This window comes from Roseateles sp. P5_E11, assembly GCF_054049355.1.
The window spans coordinates 1-16,864 of record NZ_JBFUMO010000073.1 but is presented as its reverse complement, the minus strand read 5'-3'; the positions used below and the strand labels follow the sequence as shown (position 1 = coordinate 16,864).

The window sequence follows — 16,864 nt, the reverse complement described above, 5'->3', positions numbered from 1 at the left end:
TGGAAGACCCGCCGCGCGGCCGCAGTGAACTCGCTCAAGTCGGTCGCCACCAAGGTGGCCAATGCCAAGCATGCCAGCTCCGCCAAGGCCATCATCGAGCTGCAGGCGGTGATCAAGAACCTGACGGCCGAGCCGGCCACGCTGCAGCAGGTCAACGAGCTGCAGCGGTGGCTGGCCGACGACGACGTCGTCGCCGATGTGTGCGAGCTGGCCGAAGACATCCGCACGCCGCTGCTGGGTGCCCTGAGCCAGCTGCGCACGGCCATCACGGCCTGAACGCCTCCATCCAACGGATCACAGGAACTCAGTCATGGGAAAGACCAATCTCCGCGAAGTGCTCGAAGCCATCGGCTCGACCAAGGACGGGATGACCGAGGAGAAGGATGCGGTCGCGCTGCTGGACATGCACCTGAAGGAAGTGCAGGGCTGCCAGCACACCGACGCTCTGGAAGACCTCGTCAAGGTTCGCGACGGCGCCAAGCGCGCCCTGGACATCACCTTCAAGGTGCGCACCGACAGCCAGTTGGCCCGCTCGCACGCCGAGCCGCTGGTGCAAGCGCTGGCGCCGCTGGAGCGGCTGATCGAGCGGCTGCAGAAGGAGGCGCCAAAGGAGGCGCCGAAAGGCCCCAAGGCGCAGGCGCCCGTCAAGGGCAGCGAGCCCAAAGGCAAGGACGCTCCCGTGCCGGAAGTGCTGCCGCCGGCACTCAAGAATGTCCAGGAAGYCATGGAAAAGGGCGAACTGGCAGGCAAGCTGGCCGAACCCAAGTTCCGCGGCGAGGTGATGGACTACCTCGAGACCGTCAAGGGCAAGCCGACCGAGGGCGTGAAGAAGGAGCTGCTGAACGCGCTGCGGTCAGCGCCGAAGACGGACACGGCGCTGCGCCAGAAGGTGTTCGAGAAGGCCTTCGCCTGCTCGCTGGACAGCGTCAAGACCGACGACAACGGGGAAGCGCCGGCGCCCGTGCCACCGCACGTCCTCGACAAGGCCGTGGACATCCTGGCGACCTTCCCTGCCGAGCATCTGCCCGAGAAGTGGAAGCTCAACGCGGTACCGGGCAAGGGAACGTCCGGCACCTACATCCCGGAGACGCAGCTTGCCCAGTTCGACTTCGGCGAGGACGATGCCAATTTCGATCAGGACTACCTCAACGCGGTGCCTGGCGACCCGCTGGAAGGGACCAAGTGCTTCGATGTGATGGTGCGCCATGAACTCGGCCACGCCGTCCACGCGACCAAGAACGGCAAGGCGTTGACCGACTCCATGGACGGCGGCCAGTGGCGTGGCCACAAGACGCTGGCCGCCGTCGTTACGGAGCTGGACGACCTCGTCACGTCCCTGGCTGCGGAACTCAAGTCCAGGCTCGACATGGCCGACGACGCCAAGCCCGAGCTGCTGCGCTGGCTGAACACCGTGCAGGCGACCAAGCTGCAAGGCAATGACGTCGGCCTGAAGCAGGACTTCGCGACCGCCACCTTCGAATTCTTCGGCCCCAAGTCCGAGGCCATGAAGAAGGTTGCGGCCCGCGGGCAGAAGATGACGGTGTTGAAGGACGCGCTCGACCTGGGCCAGGCCTTCTTCAAGGTCGTCCGCCAGGGCATCCAGCCCAACGCCTTCTTCAGCCTCGGCCCCGATCCCGTGGCGCACAACGGCCGCGTCTATCTGGATTCCGGCCTGGGCGACGACGGCTGGGTGAGCTTCGCCGCCCCCACGCGCAAGAAGATGGTCTCGATGTACCAGTACCGCGCCCCCGGTGAATGGTTCGCGGAGTTCTATGCCACCGTGAACAACGGCAATGCCGACGTTCGCAAGAAGGGCAAGTCAGCCTACCCCGCCGCCTACGCCTGGATGCAGGAAAAGGGCATGCTGGTCTACAAGGATTGAAGCCGAGCCCGGCGGGACATCGACGATGACGCCTGCACCGGATGAAGGGCCAGCAGCCCAGCTGCTGCAGCTGTTCGCCGTGCCGCTGGCGCTGGCGGAAGGCGTGCTGGACGAGGCCGCCAACGCCGAGCTGGCGGAATGGATCCTGCTGGAGCGCGAGCTTGGCGAAGGCGTGCAACGCAGCGTCGTCGGCGGCTGGCATTCCAGGGCGGATCTGCCGGCGCGGCGCGTGCAGCCCCTGGACGCCTTCTTCGGCACGCTCATCGAACAGGTGCGCGGCGTCCATGCCCGCGTCGGCAGCGGCGTGGACTACGAAGCCCGCTTCATGCTGCAGGCTTGGGCGACGGTGCTCGAACGCGGGCACTATGTGCAGGTCCACGATCACGTGGATGCGCACTGGTCGGCCGTGTACTACGTCGACGCGGGCGACTGCGACGACGCCGCGTCGGGCCGCATCAGCTGGATCAATCCGATCGGCTCGCACCGCTCCATGCCGGGCGCGGAGCTGATCCCGACGACCTTCAGCGTCACACCTCGCACCGGCTTGCTGGCCATCTTCCCCGGCTGGCTGAGGCACTCGGTGGAGCCCTACCAGGGCGACCGGCCGCGCATCGTCATCGCGGCCAACATCGAAGTGCAGCGCCGCGCGCGGTAAGCAGCCGGGGAACTTCCGGACCGGCGCAGTCACACATGGCGGCGCCTTGCATGCGCATCGCCGCTGCCATTTCATTCCGACTGAGACACCACCATGGTCAAGAAGACGATCACCATCACCGAGGACATCCCGGGTACGGACGATCTCAAGCCACCCAAGCTGGAGGCCACCTACGAATTCGAGAGTGGCAGCGACGAGGCCCATGAGCGGGTCAAGTTCGACTACATCGCCAAGAACTTCGAAGCCGAGATGCGCAAGAAGTTCAAGAAGCAGATCGAGGGCTTTGCGCTGCCGTTGAGTTCCATGCAAAAGGAAATCGACGCGATGAAGAAGGCCTACAACGACATGACCACGGAGACCGACCCGCTCAAGCTCGTGGAGCAGATCAAGGCGGCGTCGGGCAGCAAGAAGTCGCTCGACACCAAGATCAAGGAATACAACGACTACCTCAAGGACGCGGTCAAGAACACCATCGAGCAACAGATCCTGGTCTGGGCCGAGAAGATCGAGAAAGATGCCGAGGTCGAGGCCAAGAAGAAGATCAAGAGCGACATCCGCTGGAAGAAGTTCCGCCACGTGGCCGGCGCCGTCATCAAGGGCGTGCTGATCCTCGGCGCCGCCGCCGCCGCCATTGCACTGACCATCGTCACCTTTGGCGCCGCGGCGCCTGCCATTGCCGCGCTGGGTGTCGCCTTCGCCAGCCTCGGCGGGCTGACCGCCCTGGTCAAGGTTGGCCGGGACATCAAGGGCAAGTACGACCTGGAAAAGCGCGCCCTGGCCAATCTGGAGGCCGATCTGAAGGTCATCCAGACCCACCTGGGCAGCATCGCCAACAAGACGGCCGGCCTGCCCAAGCATCTGGACGATGCTTCCCGCATGTGCACCGAGCGCCGCGGCATGATCCAGGCCACCCGCGCCGTGCTGGACAAGCTCGCCGTGAAGGCCCGGGAAGCCCAGGACAAGATGGAGGTGGTCAAGGCGGCCGGCGACTTCAAGGGCATCACCAAGCAGGCTGCCGTGCTGAAGAAGCTGCACGACGAGCAAACCAAGGCGCAGACCGCCATCGAACAGGCCCAGCAGCGCGACAAGGAGTTCGAGGCCTTCATCGACAAGGCCCGCGGCGTCGTCGGCGACCTTGAGAAGATCCCGGTCCTGGCCCCGCGCACCCTCCTTGAGACCGTGAAGCAGTACGCCAACATGGACACGCTGATCAATGGCGCCGACCTGATCAGCTCGGTCGGCGGCTCTGCTGCCGGCCTGAAGGGCGCCGTGAAGTAGCCGCCGCCCCGGCCCTACTTGCGCACGTTGTCCAGGTCGGGCGGCGGCGTGTAGCCCAGGTCGCGGGCACGCGCCTCGAACTGCGACGCCAGCAGCGGCTGGCCGGTGTTGCGGAAATGCAGGGCCAGCTCGTAGCTGGCAATGCCGTTGCCCAGGGCCACGGCGAACTGCATCCAGCCCTCGTAGCGCGATTGCGCGGCCGAGGAGCCATAGCCGCCAGTGTTCTGACCACGAACGCGCCAGGCCATGCGCGCGGCGGCGTCCTTGTCGCCGCGGCCGCAGCGCAGCAGATCCTGGCGCTGCTCGGCGGGCATGTCCGGGTTGAAGGAAAAGGCCGAGCGGTACAAGCGCACGTCGCTGCGCTGCAGTGCCTTGAGCGCACTGCGCGCGCCGTCGCGTGCCACCTGCACGCCAGGTGCGAAGGGGCTCTCGGGCCGGGCCTTCAGAAAGTCCTCGGCCACCTGCACCACTTCGGCGGGCCAGGCCAGTTGCTCGAGCTTCTTCAGCACCGCGTCCTCGTCGATGTCGGGCGCCGCGGGCGCCACGGCACCTGCGCGCTTGGGCTCCACGTTCAGGCGCACGCGGGTGTGGTCGGCGATGAAGGGGTCCTGGGCCAATTGACGGATGGCGGCCACCGGGTGGTTGAGCATGGTCTCGCGCACGTCGCTGCGCACCAGTTGCATCAGCTCGGGGAAGGTCGTCTGGTCGGACACGCTGCCCATCAGCTTGACCAGCGACCCGGTGTAGAAGGTGTTCTGCGTCTCGACGGCCGGCGCGATGGCCGGCTTGCCGGCCCCGGTGGAGAAGGTGATCAGGCAGCCCGGTGGCGCCTCGACCTGGTTCAGGCCAACCAGCTCACCGGCGCGCAGGCCGGTGCGGCAGGCATCGACGACCGCGATGATCATGCCCTCGCGGCGCGCGGGCAGGCGGCGCACGACGTCACTGAGCAGCTGCATGCTGCTGTTTTGCAGCAGCTCGCCCTTGGCCGAGGGGTTGAGCCCGGCGGGCAGCAGCAGGTTGGACGCGTCCACCTGCACGCCGTGGCCGCTGAAGTAGAAGAACACGGTCGCATCCGCCGGGCTGGCGGCGGCTTCGGCGATGAAGACTTCCAGCGCACGGCGCGCTGCCGGCAGGTCCAGGTCCAGCGCCGACGTGACCTTGAAACCGCGCCGCTCCAGCACGGCCTCCAGGTCGCGCAGGTTCTTCGGAATCGGCGGCAGGTCAAAGGGCTGCGGATAGTTGCGGTTGCCCAGCAGCAGCGCCAGGCGGATCTCGGTGCTCGGCAGCTGAGAGTCCGCGGCGGCCCGCGCGACGGGCCGCACGGCCAGTCCTGCGCCGAGCAACGAGCCCCACAGGAAGCGGCGGCGCGCGAGGCGGGGGGACATAGGGGGTTCGGACTGCACGGTCATGGGCTCGCAGGCTTGCAGCTCAGCGCAGGCTGGGCGGCGGGGTCGCACAGTTCGGGCGGCTTGGCGCCCTCGCTGCCTTGGGTGGACGGCCGGCCGGGGCCGACCTCGGCGATGACGCCGGAACGCAAGCGCACCGTCACGTTCTCGGTGCGCACCGTCTCCTGGAAGCGGGCACGGCGGGCGTCCTCGGCGTCGCCATTGATGGAAGACAGGGCTCCAGAGGCCGCCGGCGTCAGCGGCAGGACTCCGTTATAGACCACCGGGATCTCCGTTGCCTGACTGGCCCCATCATGGAAGAAGCGATAGGCCGTGCCGCCGGTGGTGGGCTGGCTGCCAACCTCGGGGCCGATCAGCACGACCGCTGTCGAGCCTTGCGCACCGGCCTTGGGCAGCACGGTCAGATAGCCGGCGTTCGGTCCCACCGTGCGGCTCCCCGTTGCAGTGGAACCCACCTCGATGCGGATGGGCTGGCCGTTGACGGCGCCAAAGCTGCCGGGCGTGCCGAAGGCGCCGGGCGCCAGCTCCAGCACCATGCCCGGTGCCGACAAGGCCCTGCCGAGCACGATCTCGTCGAACGGCATGCGGGCCACCAGCTTGGCGTCGCCGGCCGTGGCGAGCTGGTCGGCGCGGATGTAGATCAGGTCGGCCTCGATGCCGCTGCCCCCCACCCCCACCTGCTGGCCGGACACGCGCACCTCGGACTGCACGGCCTGGCCGCCCTTGGCATTCGGCGCCCAGGCGGAGTTGTAGTTCGCGCCGCTGAGCGCCGAGAGCTGGCCCTTGAAGCTGTTGGCATCCTGGGCCAGCAGCACCGAGCCGCCACCGGCGGCCTGCACCGACAGGGAGGCACCCTCGGCGACCGTGATGGCGCTCGCGCTGCCCTGCTGCACGGTCGCCTCGGCCACCGCCAGCGGCTGGCCGGCGACCGGCACCTGGGCCGTGCCCTGCAGCGTGGCCTTGGCGTCGTCAGGCGCGGCCTGGGCCAGCAGCGCGAGGCTGCCGCCCGTGAGTTGCAACTTGCCGTTGATGGCCAGGCGCCCCGCCTCGATGCGGCCGCCGCTCGACAGGGTCACGTCGCCCAGTTGCAGGCTGTCCTTGGCGGCCACCAGGGCCTGGCCGCCGCTCAGGCCCAGCGGCGCGCTGCCGAACTGGTTGCTGCTGCGGCTGGCGTCGATCAGCGTGCCGGTGAGCGTCAGCCCGGCCGCATTGGCCAGGGTCAGGCTGCCGGTGTAGACCTGCTCGGCCCGCGTCGTCAGGTTGCCGGCCAGGCGCACGCTGCCGGCGGCCTGCAGCGAGGCGATGGTCTCGGCGCCCCCAAGTTGCAGTTGGGCGCCGGCGGCCACCTGCACCGCGCTGGCGTCGGACAGGCGCTCGGCCGCCGTCGTGATGAGGCTGCCGCCCAGTACCTGGGTGGCGCCGCTGTAGCTGYTGCCGGCGCTGTTGAGGGTCACCTGGCCCTGGGTGACGACGAGACTGCCGCGGCCGATGATGGCCTGGTCCAGCGCCAGCGCGTCGCCGCGCGACAGCCGCAATTCGCCCTGGTTCTGGATCTCGCCCGAACCCAGGGCGCCATTGCCGCTCAGCTGGAGGGTGCCGGCCTCGATGACGGTGGCGCCGCTGTTGCGGTGCGCGGCCGTCAGCGTCAGCATGCCGGCGCCCTGCTTGACCAGGCCACCGCTGCCGCTGACGACACCTTCGAAGCGGCCGTCGGCGCCATCGGCGCCGGCCGCCAGGGAAGCGCCGTTCAGCACCAGGTTGCCGCCACCGTTCAGCGAGGCCACCGTCTGGCGCGCATTGGCCTGCACCTGCCCCAGCGTCTCGATGACGAGAGCGCTGGCCGCCGCCAGGGTTTGTTCCGCATCCAGCACCAGGCTGCCGCCGTCGACCCGCGTGGCACCGGTGTAGAGGTTGGCGCCGCCCAGCGTCAGCGTGCCGCTGCCCGCCTTGCTCAGGCCGCCGGCGCCGCCGATGACGCCGTCGAAGCGGCTGCTGCGGCCGCTGGCGCCCAGGACCAGCGTGTTGGCATTGAGCTGCACCTGGCCGGCACCGCTCAGCGCACCAAGGTCGACGTCGGTCAGCAACTCCAGCGCCGCACCGTCGGCCACGTTGACGCCAGCCGAGGTCGGCACGACCGGCGCTATTGCTGCGCCGGCGGCCAAGGGTTTGACGACGCCGGCGCTTTCGAGCTGCAGCGTGCCGGCATTGGCCTGCAGATCGCCCGCCAGCGTGTTGTGACCGGCCAGCGTGAAGACGCCGTTGCCAAGCTTGGCCAGGCCGCCGCTGCCGATGATGGCGCCATCCCAGCGCGTACTGCCGCCATTGCTGCCGACGCCGAGCAGCGCCGCCTGCACGTCCACCGTGCCGGCGCCGGCGAGCGAGCCGAGGTTGAGGCTTTGCTGCACCGTCAGCGTGGCGTTCGCGTCCACGCTCACGGCCGTGACGTCGTTCAGCGCGGTGCTGCTCGCCAGCACCAGTTCACCCGCCGCCACGCGCGTCGCGCCGGTGTGGGCGCCGCCGCCGCTCAGCACGAAGCGGCCGCTGCCCAGCTTGGTCAGGCCGCCGCTGCCGGTGAGGCTGCCCGAAAAGCTCGTGTTCGTGCCATCCAGGCCCGTGCCCAGTGTGAAGCTGCCGAGCTCGACGCGGCCCGCACCGGCGAGCGAGCCGATGGCTTGATCCTTGCCCAGGGCCAACAGCGCACCGCCTGCGACTTGCACCGCACTTGTCGAGGGCAGCTCACCGGTGACGCGCAGGGTGCCGGAGGCGATGTCGGTCATGCCCCCGTAGTGATTGCTGCCGGCCAGCGTCAGTGTGCCGCTGCTGGCCAGGCGCAGGCCGAAGCCGGCACCGCCGTCGACTATTGAGCCGCCGATCGTCAGCCCGCCGGTGCCAGGCAGGAACTCCGTCACGGCCGCCTTCAGCGTCACGGCACCGGCCAGCGTGCCAGCACCCGAGGTGTTGATCACGCGCCCGCCATTGGCCACCAGCTCCGCGCTCATGACGGCACCGTCGCGCAGATCGAGCTGGCCTGTGCCTTCGAGTTGCACCGCACCGCTGCCGGCCTGGGCCGAGGGCCCCGACAGCACCACGGTGCCCGAGTTGATGCGCGTGCCGCCGCTGTAGCTCTGCGCCGTCGTCGTCGTCAGGCTGCCGCTGCCGCTCATGACGAGCTCGCCGCTACCCGACAGCGGGCCCACCAGACTGATGGCACCGGGCCCGCCGAGTTCGAGCCGGGTCGAGACATTGCTCGCGTTGACGCTGTAGTCGGCCGCGCTGACAAGGCTGGCGATGCCGGCGCTGTCGATCGCGAAGCGCGCCAGGATGTTGTCGAGCCGGGTCAGCGTGACATTGCCGCTGCCGGCCTTGATGGTCGTGAGGCCCGAGACCGTCAGCGCGCCGCTTTGCGTGACGGCAGCGCCGGTCGCCGCGGTGTCCACGCCCAAGCTGCCGTAGCTGCCGCCACCGAGGTCCAGCGCGCCGGCCGACGTGACTTCGAGCTGGGCGGCGTCGCCCGTGACCTTGAGACCGTCATGGCGCGCCGCATCACCATCGCGCAGTTGCACCTGTCCGAGGCTGGCGCCGGCCTGGGCCTTGAGCTCCACACGGTTGAGGTCGTTGCCCGCGCCATGGGTGGCCAGGTCGACGGGCACGGCCGCGCCGTTGGCGATCAGCGTCGTCAGGCCGCTCACCTGCAGCGGCCCGGTCAGCAGAATGCCCTTGGCCGCCGCGGCGCTGAGGCTGTCGCTGTGGCCGCCGCCCAGCGTCAGCAGGCCGCCGCTGCTGAGCGTAAGCGTCTTCACATCGCCGCTGAACGTCAGGTCCAGCGCGCTGCTGATGTCGGCGCTGGCGAAGCTGCCGCCGTTCACTCCGCGCATGCTGACCGTACCGAGCAACTGGTTGCCGGGCTGGTTCAGCACGAGATTCACGAGGCTGCCGTCGGCGATGAAATCGCTCGAGCCTGCGACAAACAGCGCACCGGTCTGGGTGAGGGTCGTTCCCCGGATCAGTGCCGTCAGATCGCCACTGACGCGGCCGCCGCCCAGCGAGATGTCGCCGCCGGCGCTCAGCTTGAGATCGCGCGTTGTGAAGCTGCCCAGGCGCAACGCGCCGCTGGCCACGAGGCTCACATCGCCGCCCAGCAGATGGATCGGGCCACCGAGGGCATTGGCGGCCTCGTTGAGCTGGATGGCGGCGCTGCCCGCGTCCAGTGTCGACGCGCCGGCGATGCTGAGGCCGCCAGCGACCTGGCCGATCGCACCCCCGCCGCTGCTCGCTTTCAGTTCGCCGCCGACCGTGCCGCTGCCAAGCCGCAAGGCACCATTCGAGGCGACCGTCAGGTCGCCCACGTCCAGCAGGCCGAGGCTGAGCGGGCCACTGTTGACGAGCAGGGTGTTGCCGCCGGTAAGGTTGATGACTGTGCCGGCAAAGGCGTTGCCGGCCTGGCCGAGGCTGATGGCCGCGGCGCCAGCGTCCAGCGTGACTGCGCCGCTGACCGCGAGCGAACCGGTCTGGGTCAGTAGCCCGCGGCTGACCGCCTTCAGCTCGCCGTCAATCTGGCCGCCGCCGAGGTTCAGCGCGCCGGCCACCTCCAGCGTCAGGGGACCGGTCGCGACGCTGCCCAGACTTAGGTCGCCGGCATTGCTCAGGGCCGTCGTGCCACCACTAAGGTTCACGAGGCCGCCCAGTTGGTTGGCCGCTTCTGTCAGCGTAATGTCGCCCGCTGCCTGCAGCGTGCTGCCGCCCGCCACGGCGAGGCCGCCCGCCATCTGAGTGATCGTGGCGCCTCGTACGCTCAGCGCGCCGCTCAGGTTGCCGGTGCCCAGGATGATGCCGCCGTTGCTGCTCGCGTCCAGGCTGCGCAGAGCCAATGTGCCGAGGCTGAGGCCGGGCAGGCTGAACAGCGTCGCGTCGCGGGCGGCGAGGTTGATGACGCCGAGGAACTGATTGCCGGCGTGGGGCAGCGCGATGTCCGCGCCACCGGCGTTGAGCGTGGCCATGCCACCGAACTGCAGTGCGCCAGATTGCGTGATGGCGTTGCCGCCGCTGCTTGCGAGCAGGGCACCACCGATCACGCCCTGGCCCAGGTTGAGGGCACCGGCCGAATTCACGCTCAGGCTGTCTGTGGCGATATCGCCCAGGGTCAGCGCGCCAGCGGCGGTGATTTGCACTGTGCCGCCGCCGAGCTGCACCAGGCCGCCCCAGTCGTTGTCGGGGCGGATCAACGTGATCGCGCCGCCGCCAGCCTTCAGCGTCGCCGGGCCGCTGACCGCCAGAGCGCCGCTCTGCGTGAGGGCTGCGCCGGTGGCGCTCGTGTCAGCCATCAGACTGCCGTAGCGGCCGCCGCCCAAGTCCAGCGCACCGGCTGAGGTGATCTCCAGGCTGGCCGCGTCGCCCAGCAACTGCAGGCCGTCGTGCCGGCTGCCGTCGCCATCGCGCAGCTGCACGCGGCCGAGACTACCGCCGGCCTGGGTCTGCAACTGCACGCGGTTCAGGTCGTTGCCAGCATGGACCATGTCGACTGGCATGACCGTGCCGCCCTGGGCGATCAGGGTCGTCAGGCCGCTGACCTGCAGCGCGCCGGTTTGCACGATGCCGCTGTGGGCCGCGGCCGTCAGCGTCGTGCTCCGGCCACCGCCAAGGGTCAGCAGGCCGCCGCTGCTGAGCTTCAGCGTCTGAACATCGCCGCTGAAGCTCAGGTCCAGCGCGCTGCTGATGTCGGCGCTGGCGAAGCTGCCGCCATTTACTCCGCGCATGGCGATGCCGCCCAGCAACTGGTTGCCCGGCTGGTCCAGCACCAGAGTGGCCAGGCCGCCATCGGCGACGAAGTTGGCCACGCCGTTGACCGTCAGCGCCGCGGACTGGCTGATCCTGCTGCCACGCGTGGTGGCCGTGAGCTCGCCATTCACGGTGCCGCCACCGAGGTCGAGGTCGCCACCGGCGCTGGCCTTGAGGTCATGCACCGCGAAGCTGCCCAGGTGCAGGGCGCCGCTGTTGGCCAGGGTCACATCGCCCCCCACCAGGCTGACCGCGCCGGCAAAGGCATTGCCCGCCTCGGCAAGATCGATGTTGCCGCTGCCGGTACTCAGCGTGGACGCCCCGCTGACCGCCAGGCCGCCGGAGACTTGGGTGATGGCCGCACCGCCGGCATTGAGGTTGCCCCCCACCGTGCCTGTCCCCAGGCGCAGCGCGCCGGAGGCCGACGCCGTCAGCCCGCCGACATTGAGGCTGCCCAGGCTCAGCGCGCCGGCACCCGTGATGACGGTGGTGCCGCCACGCAGGTCGACGCTGCCGGCGAAGGCATTGCCGGCCTGGCCGAGCGAGATGCCGGCGCTGCCCGCATTCAGGCTGGTGCCGCCGCTCACTGACAGGGCACCCGACTGGCTGATGGCGCCGCTGCTGACTGCCGTGAGGGTCCCGCCGACGGAGCCRCTGCCCAGGTCCRGCGTGCCGGCCGCATTCAGCGTCAGGCCGGCAGTGGCCAGCGTGCCCAGGCGCAGGCCGCCGGCGTTCGTGACCGCGCTGGCACTGCCACTCAGGCTGACGACGCCGTTGAGGTGATTGGCCGCATCGGTCAGCGTGATGCCTGTCGTCGCCTGCAGCGTCGCGTTGCCGGCGACGGTAAGGCCGCCGGCGATCTGCGTGATGGCGCCGCCGAGGGCGCGCGCGGTCAACGCGCCGCTGAGCGTGCCGCTACCCAGCGTGATGCTGCCGTTGCTGGTAGCGTCCAGGCTGTTGAAGCTCAGCGTGCCGAAGCTCAGGCTGGGCTGGTTGAAGAGGGTCACCGCATTGCCGGTCAGGCTCAGCGCGCCGAGGAACTGGTTGCCGGCGTTGGCCAGCGTGATGTTGCCGCTGCCGGAGGTGAAGGCGGCGGAGCCGGTCACGTGCAGCGCGCCGGACTGGCTGATGGCGCCATTGCCGCTGTTGGCCACGAGGTTGCCCGTGACATGGCCCTGGCCCAGGTTCAGCGGGCCGGCAGCGCCCACCGTGAGGTCGCCGGTGGTCAACGGCCCCAAGGTCAGCCCGGCCGCGGTTTTCACCTGCGTGACGCCGCCCTTGAGCGTGACCAGGCCGCCGAGCTGGTTGCTGGTGTTGTTGAGGGTGATGGCGGCGCTGCCCGCATCCACGTTCAAGGCGCCGGTCAGGCTGAGGGGTGCGCTCTGGGTCACGACGCCACCGGCCTTCAGCACGAGGGAGCGGATGCTGACCGCGCCGAGATCGACGGCACTGGTGTCGGTGAGGCGCACGTCGCGGCCGGTTAGCGCCACCGCGCCCGTCCAGCTGTTGGCCGCGTCGTCCAGCGTGATGTCGGCCGTGCCCGCATTGATGCTGGAAGTGCCACTGACGCTCAAGCCGCCAGCGGCCTGCGTGACGACGCCGTTGCCGCTGGTGGCACTCAGGTTGCCGGCAACAGTGCCGTGGCCCAGGTTCAGGGCGCCGGTGCTGTTGGCTGTGAGCGCGCCGGTGTCCAGCGTGCCCAGCGTCAGCGCGTTGGTGGTGCGCAGCTGCGTGGCGCCACCCTTCAGCGTGACCATGCCACCCAGCTGGTTGCCGGTGTTCGCCAGGGTGATGGCCGAAGCGCCCGCGTCCACGCCCAGGGCGCCGGTCAGGGCTATGGTCGTGCCCGCGCCCTGGCTGACGGCGCCGCCCGTCGTCAGCGTCAGCGAGGTGGCATTGACATGGCCCAGCGTGACAGCACTGCTGCCGGTGAGCACGGCATTCCTGCCGGTCAGCGCGACCGCGCCGGTCCAGCTGTTGGCCAGATCGCCCAGCGTGATGTCGGCGCCGCCGGCGTTGAGGGTTGCGGTGCCGGTGACGCTCAAGCCGCTAGCAGCCTGCGTGACGGCACCGCTGCTGGTGGCGCTGAGGGCGCCGCCGATGCTGCCCGTGCCAAAGCCCAGTGCGCCGCCAGCCAGGATCTGCAGCGAGCCGGTCGCCAGGCTGCCCAGCCCCAGCGCGCCCTGGCTCCTGATCTGGGTGGTGCCGCCGGTCAGCGAGACCAGGCCAGTGAACTGGTTGGTCGCCGCGTCCAGCGTGATGGCCTGGCTGCCGGCATCGAAGCTGCTCGTGCCCGCGGCGCTGATGCGGCCGCCGGTCTGGTTGATGACACCGCTGGTGCTGGTCACGGCGAGGGCACCGGTGGCCGTGATGTCATGCGCCAGCGTGGCCGACTGGCCCTTGAGCGTAACGGCACCGCCCTTGAGCGTGCCGAAGGTGCTGAACACGCCGCCGCTGGACAGGGTCAAGGCCTCGGTGCCGGTGTCGATATTGCTCGTGCCGGCAGGCAGGATGAGGGTGCCGCCCGCCTCCAGCTCCAGGCCCTTGTTGGGCTGCTGAGCCAGCGCGAAGAGGTTGAGGTTGTTGGCGCTGCGCAGTGACACCGCGCCGCCCGTGGCGGTGATGGCGCCCTGCAGATCGTTGCTGGCCTGGTTCAGCGTGATGTCCGCCGCGCCGGCGTTCAGCGTCGTCGCACCGGTCAGCGTCAGGCCACCGGTCTGCGTGATCGCGCCGCCGTTGCTCGTCGCGCTCAGCGTGCCGGTGACGCTGCCCTGGCCGAGACCGAGGTTGCCGGTCGATGTGACCGTCAGGTCGCCGGTGTTCACTGTGCCCAGTGTCAGCGCGGCACTGTCCGTCAGGCCGGTGACGCCGCCGCTCAGGCTGACGGCGCCGCTGAAATGGTTGCCCGGCTGGTTCAGGCTGATGACCGAGCTACCGGCCGAGACCGCCGTCGTGCCGGTGACGAGCAGGCTGCCGCCGGTCTGGTTGACGTCGCCGCTGGCTGTCGTCAGCTTCAGCGTGCCGCTGGCGGTGATGTTCTGGCCCAGGCTGAGGCCGGTCTGGGCCTGAAGCTCGACGTTGTGGCCGGCCAGCACGCCGCCCATGGTGAAACTGCCGCCGCTGATCAGCGTGAGGTCGGCCGTGCCGGTGTTGATGCTGGCCACCGGGCCAAGGATGAGGTTGGCACCGGCAGACAGCGTCAATGCCCGGTTGGCAGGCTGGGTCAGGCCGAGGATCTCAAGGTCGCCGCCCGAGTGCAGGTCCAGCGAGTTGCCGACCAGGTTCAGGCCGTGCCACTGGTTGCTGGTGTTGGGCAGGCTGATGTCGCCGCTGGTGGTGGCGTCCAGCGTCGCAATGCCGCTGACCAGCAGCGCGCCGGTCTGGCTGAGGGTGCCGCCATGGCTGCTGGCATTCAGTGTGCCGTTGATGCTGCCTTGCCCCAGGTTCAGCGCGCCGCCGGCCGTGGTGCTGACGGTCAGATCGCCGGTGTTCAGCGTGCCCAGCGTCAACGGGTTGCCGCCGCCGTTGCCCAGCGTCGTGGTGCCGCTGGTGGTGAGGCTGACCGCGCCTTGCAGGTTGTTGGCCGACGTCAGCGTGATGTTGCCGCTGCCGTTGCTCAAGGCTGTGGTGCCGCTGATCGTGAGCGCGCCGCCCTGCGTGATGGCACCGGCGCCCGTCGTCGTCGCGCTGAGGTTGCCGGTGACTGCGCCGCTGCCCAGGCTCAGGTTGGCATTGCTGGTGGAGACGGTCASGGCGTGGGTGTTCAACGTGCCCAGCACCAGCGCGTTGCCATTGCCATTGGCGATCTGCGTCGTGCCGGTGCTGGTGATGCCGACGGCACCCTGCAGGTTGTTGGCCGAGGTCAGCGTGATGTTGCCGCTGCCATTGCTCAAGGCCGTGGTGCCGGTCACCGTCAGCACACCGCCCTGCGTGATGGCGCCGGTGCCGGTGGTGGTGGCGCTGAGGTTGCCGGTGACGGTGCCGCTGCCCAGGCCGAGATTGGCATTGCTGGTGCTGACCGTCAGGGCGCGAGTGCTGAGCGTGCCCAGGGTCAGCGCGTTGCCGCTGGCATTGCTGAGCTGCGTGGTGCCCGTCGTCGTGACGCTGACCGCACCTTGCAGGTTGTTGCCCGACGTCAGGTTGACGTTGCCGCTGCCGTTGCTGAGGCCGCTGCTGCCGGTCACTGTCAGCGCGCCGCTCTGGGTGATGGTGCCGCTGCCCGTCGTCGTGGCGCTCAGGGTGCCGGCCACCGTGCCGCTGCCCAGGTCGATGTCGGCATTGCTGGTGCTGACCGTCAGCGCGCCGGTGTTCAGCGTGCCCAGGGTCAAGGCCTTGCCGCTGCCGTTGACGATCTGACTGCTGCCCGTGCTGGTGAGGCTGACCGCGCCCTGCAGGTCGTTGGCCGCCGCCAGCGTGATGCCGCCGCTGCCGCTGCTGAGGCCGCTGGTGCCGGTCACCGTCAACACACCGCTCTGCGTGATGACGCCGGTGCCGGTCGTCGTCGCGCCGAGGTTGCCGCTGATGGTGCCGCTGCCCAGACCCAGGTTGGCGCCGCTGGTGTTGACCGTCAGGTCGCGCACGCTCAGCGTCCCCAGGGTCAGGGCCTTGCCGTTGCCATTGCTGATCTGCGTGGTGCCGGTCGTCGTGACGCTGACAGCCCCCTGCAGGTCGTTGGCCGAGGTCAGCGTGATGTCGCCGCTGCCATTGCTGAGGCTGCTGGTGCCCGTCACCGTCAGCGCGCCGCTCTGCGTGAGCGTGCCGTTGTTCGTCGTCGTCGCGCTGAGGTTGCCGCCGACGGTGCCGCTGCCCAGCACCAGGTCGGCATGGTTGGCGCTGACGGTCAGCGCGCCGGTGTTCAGCGTGCCCAGGGTCAGGGTATTGCCATTGGCATTGCTGAGCTGGGTGGCCCCGGTGCTGGTGATGCTGACCGCGCCCTGGAAGTCGTTTCCGGCCGTGGTCAGCGTGATATTGCCGCTGCCATTTCCGAGGGCCGTCGCGCCCGTCACCGTCAGCGCGCCGCCTTGCGTCAGGGCGCCCGTGCCCGTCGTCGTCGCGCTGAGGGCGCCGGTGACCGTGCCGCTGCCCAGGGCCAGGGCGGCGCCGCTGGTGCTGACGGTTAGCGTGYGCGTGCTCAGCGTGCCCAAGGTCAGCGCATTGCCGCTGCCATTGGCGATCTGCGTCGTGCCGGTGGTCGTGATGTCGACCGCACCTTGCAGATTGTTGGCCGAGGCCAGCGTGATATTGCCGCTGCCGTTGCTCAGGGTCGTGGCGCCGGTCACCGTCAGTGCGCCGGTCTGGGTGATGGCGCCGCCGCCCGTCGTCGTCGCATCGAGAGCGCCGGTGATGCTGCCGCTGCCCAGGCCCAGGCTGGCGCTCGTGGCGCTGACGGTGAGATCGTGCGTGTTCAGCGTGCCCAGCGTCAGCGCCTTGCCGCTGCCATTGCTGAGTTGCGTGGCGCCGGTGGTGGTGATGCTGACCGCGCCCTGCAGGTCATTGGCGGCCGTGGTCAGCGTGATRTTGCCGCTGCCATTGTTCAGGCCCGTCGTTCCGGTCACCGTCAGCGCACCGCTCTGCGTGATCGTGCCGGTGCCGGTCGTCGTCGCACTGAGGTTGCCGGTGATGCCGCCACTGCCGAGGTCCAGATTGGCATTGCTGGTGCTGACGGTCAGGCCGCCGGTGCTCAGCGCGCCCAGGGACAAGTCCTTGCCGCTGCCATTGACGAGTTGCGCATTGCCGGTGGTGGTGACGCTCACCAGCCCCCGCAGGTCGTTGGCCGAGGCCAGCGTGATGTTGCCGCTGCCGTTGCTCAAGCCCGTGGTGCCGGTCACCGTCAGCGCACCGCCTTGGGTGATGGTGCCAGTACCGGTC

General features: G+C 69.6%; 6 protein-coding genes. 4 read left to right on the top strand and 2 right to left on the bottom strand.

Going from position 1 to position 16,864, the window contains the following annotated elements:
* From ACXJKR_RS08415 to ACXJKR_RS08400, 4 genes are all read left to right on the top strand, one after another.
* Positions 1–276, top strand: a 276-nt coding sequence (locus tag ACXJKR_RS08415) for a hypothetical protein (protein ID WP_457322330.1), incomplete at its 5' end; no start/stop codon positions are given.
* Positions 277–310: 34 nt separating this feature from the next.
* On the top strand, positions 311–1,882 hold the full coding sequence (locus ACXJKR_RS08410; protein ID WP_457322329.1) for a hypothetical protein: 1,572 nt from the start codon (positions 311–313) through the stop codon (positions 1,880–1,882).
* Positions 1,883–1,907: 25 nt separating this feature from the next.
* Positions 1,908–2,537: a putative 2OG-Fe(II) oxygenase gene (locus tag ACXJKR_RS08405; RefSeq protein ID WP_457322327.1), complete on the top strand. Its 630-nt coding sequence runs from the start codon at positions 1,908–1,910 to the stop codon at positions 2,535–2,537.
* Between the two features lie 93 nt (positions 2,538–2,630).
* Positions 2,631–3,815, top strand: a complete 1,185-nt coding sequence (locus ACXJKR_RS08400) for a hypothetical protein (protein ID WP_457322326.1) — start codon at positions 2,631–2,633, stop codon at positions 3,813–3,815.
* Positions 3,816–3,829: 14 nt separating this feature from the next.
* Here ACXJKR_RS08400 and ACXJKR_RS08395 read toward each other — a convergent pair whose 3' ends face one another.
* Together ACXJKR_RS08395 and ACXJKR_RS08390 are read right to left on the bottom strand one after the other, a co-directional pair.
* The gene (locus tag ACXJKR_RS08395) at positions 3,830–5,200 is read right to left on the bottom strand and encodes a caspase family protein (RefSeq protein WP_457322324.1); all 1,371 of its coding nucleotides are present in this window, start codon (positions 5,198–5,200) and stop codon (positions 3,830–3,832) included.
* Positions 5,201–5,220: 20 nt separating this feature from the next.
* Entirely contained in the window at positions 5,221–16,848 is an 11,628-nt protein-coding gene (locus ACXJKR_RS08390; protein WP_457322332.1) for an autotransporter-associated beta strand repeat-containing protein, read from the bottom strand.
* Positions 16,849–16,864 lie beyond the last annotated feature (16 nt).

Excerpts from the sequence above, each read along its gene's own strand:
- ACXJKR_RS08405 (WP_457322327.1), top strand. The coding sequence starts at position 1,908 with ATGACGCCTGCACCGGATGAAGGGCCAGCAGCCCAGCTGCTGCAGCTG.
- ACXJKR_RS08400 (WP_457322326.1), top strand. The coding sequence starts at position 2,631 with ATGGTCAAGAAGACGATCACCATCACCGAGGACATCCCGGGTACGGAC.
- ACXJKR_RS08395 (WP_457322324.1), bottom strand. The coding sequence starts at position 5,200 with ATGTCCCCCCGCCTCGCGCGCCGCCGCTTCCTGTGGGGCTCGTTGCTC.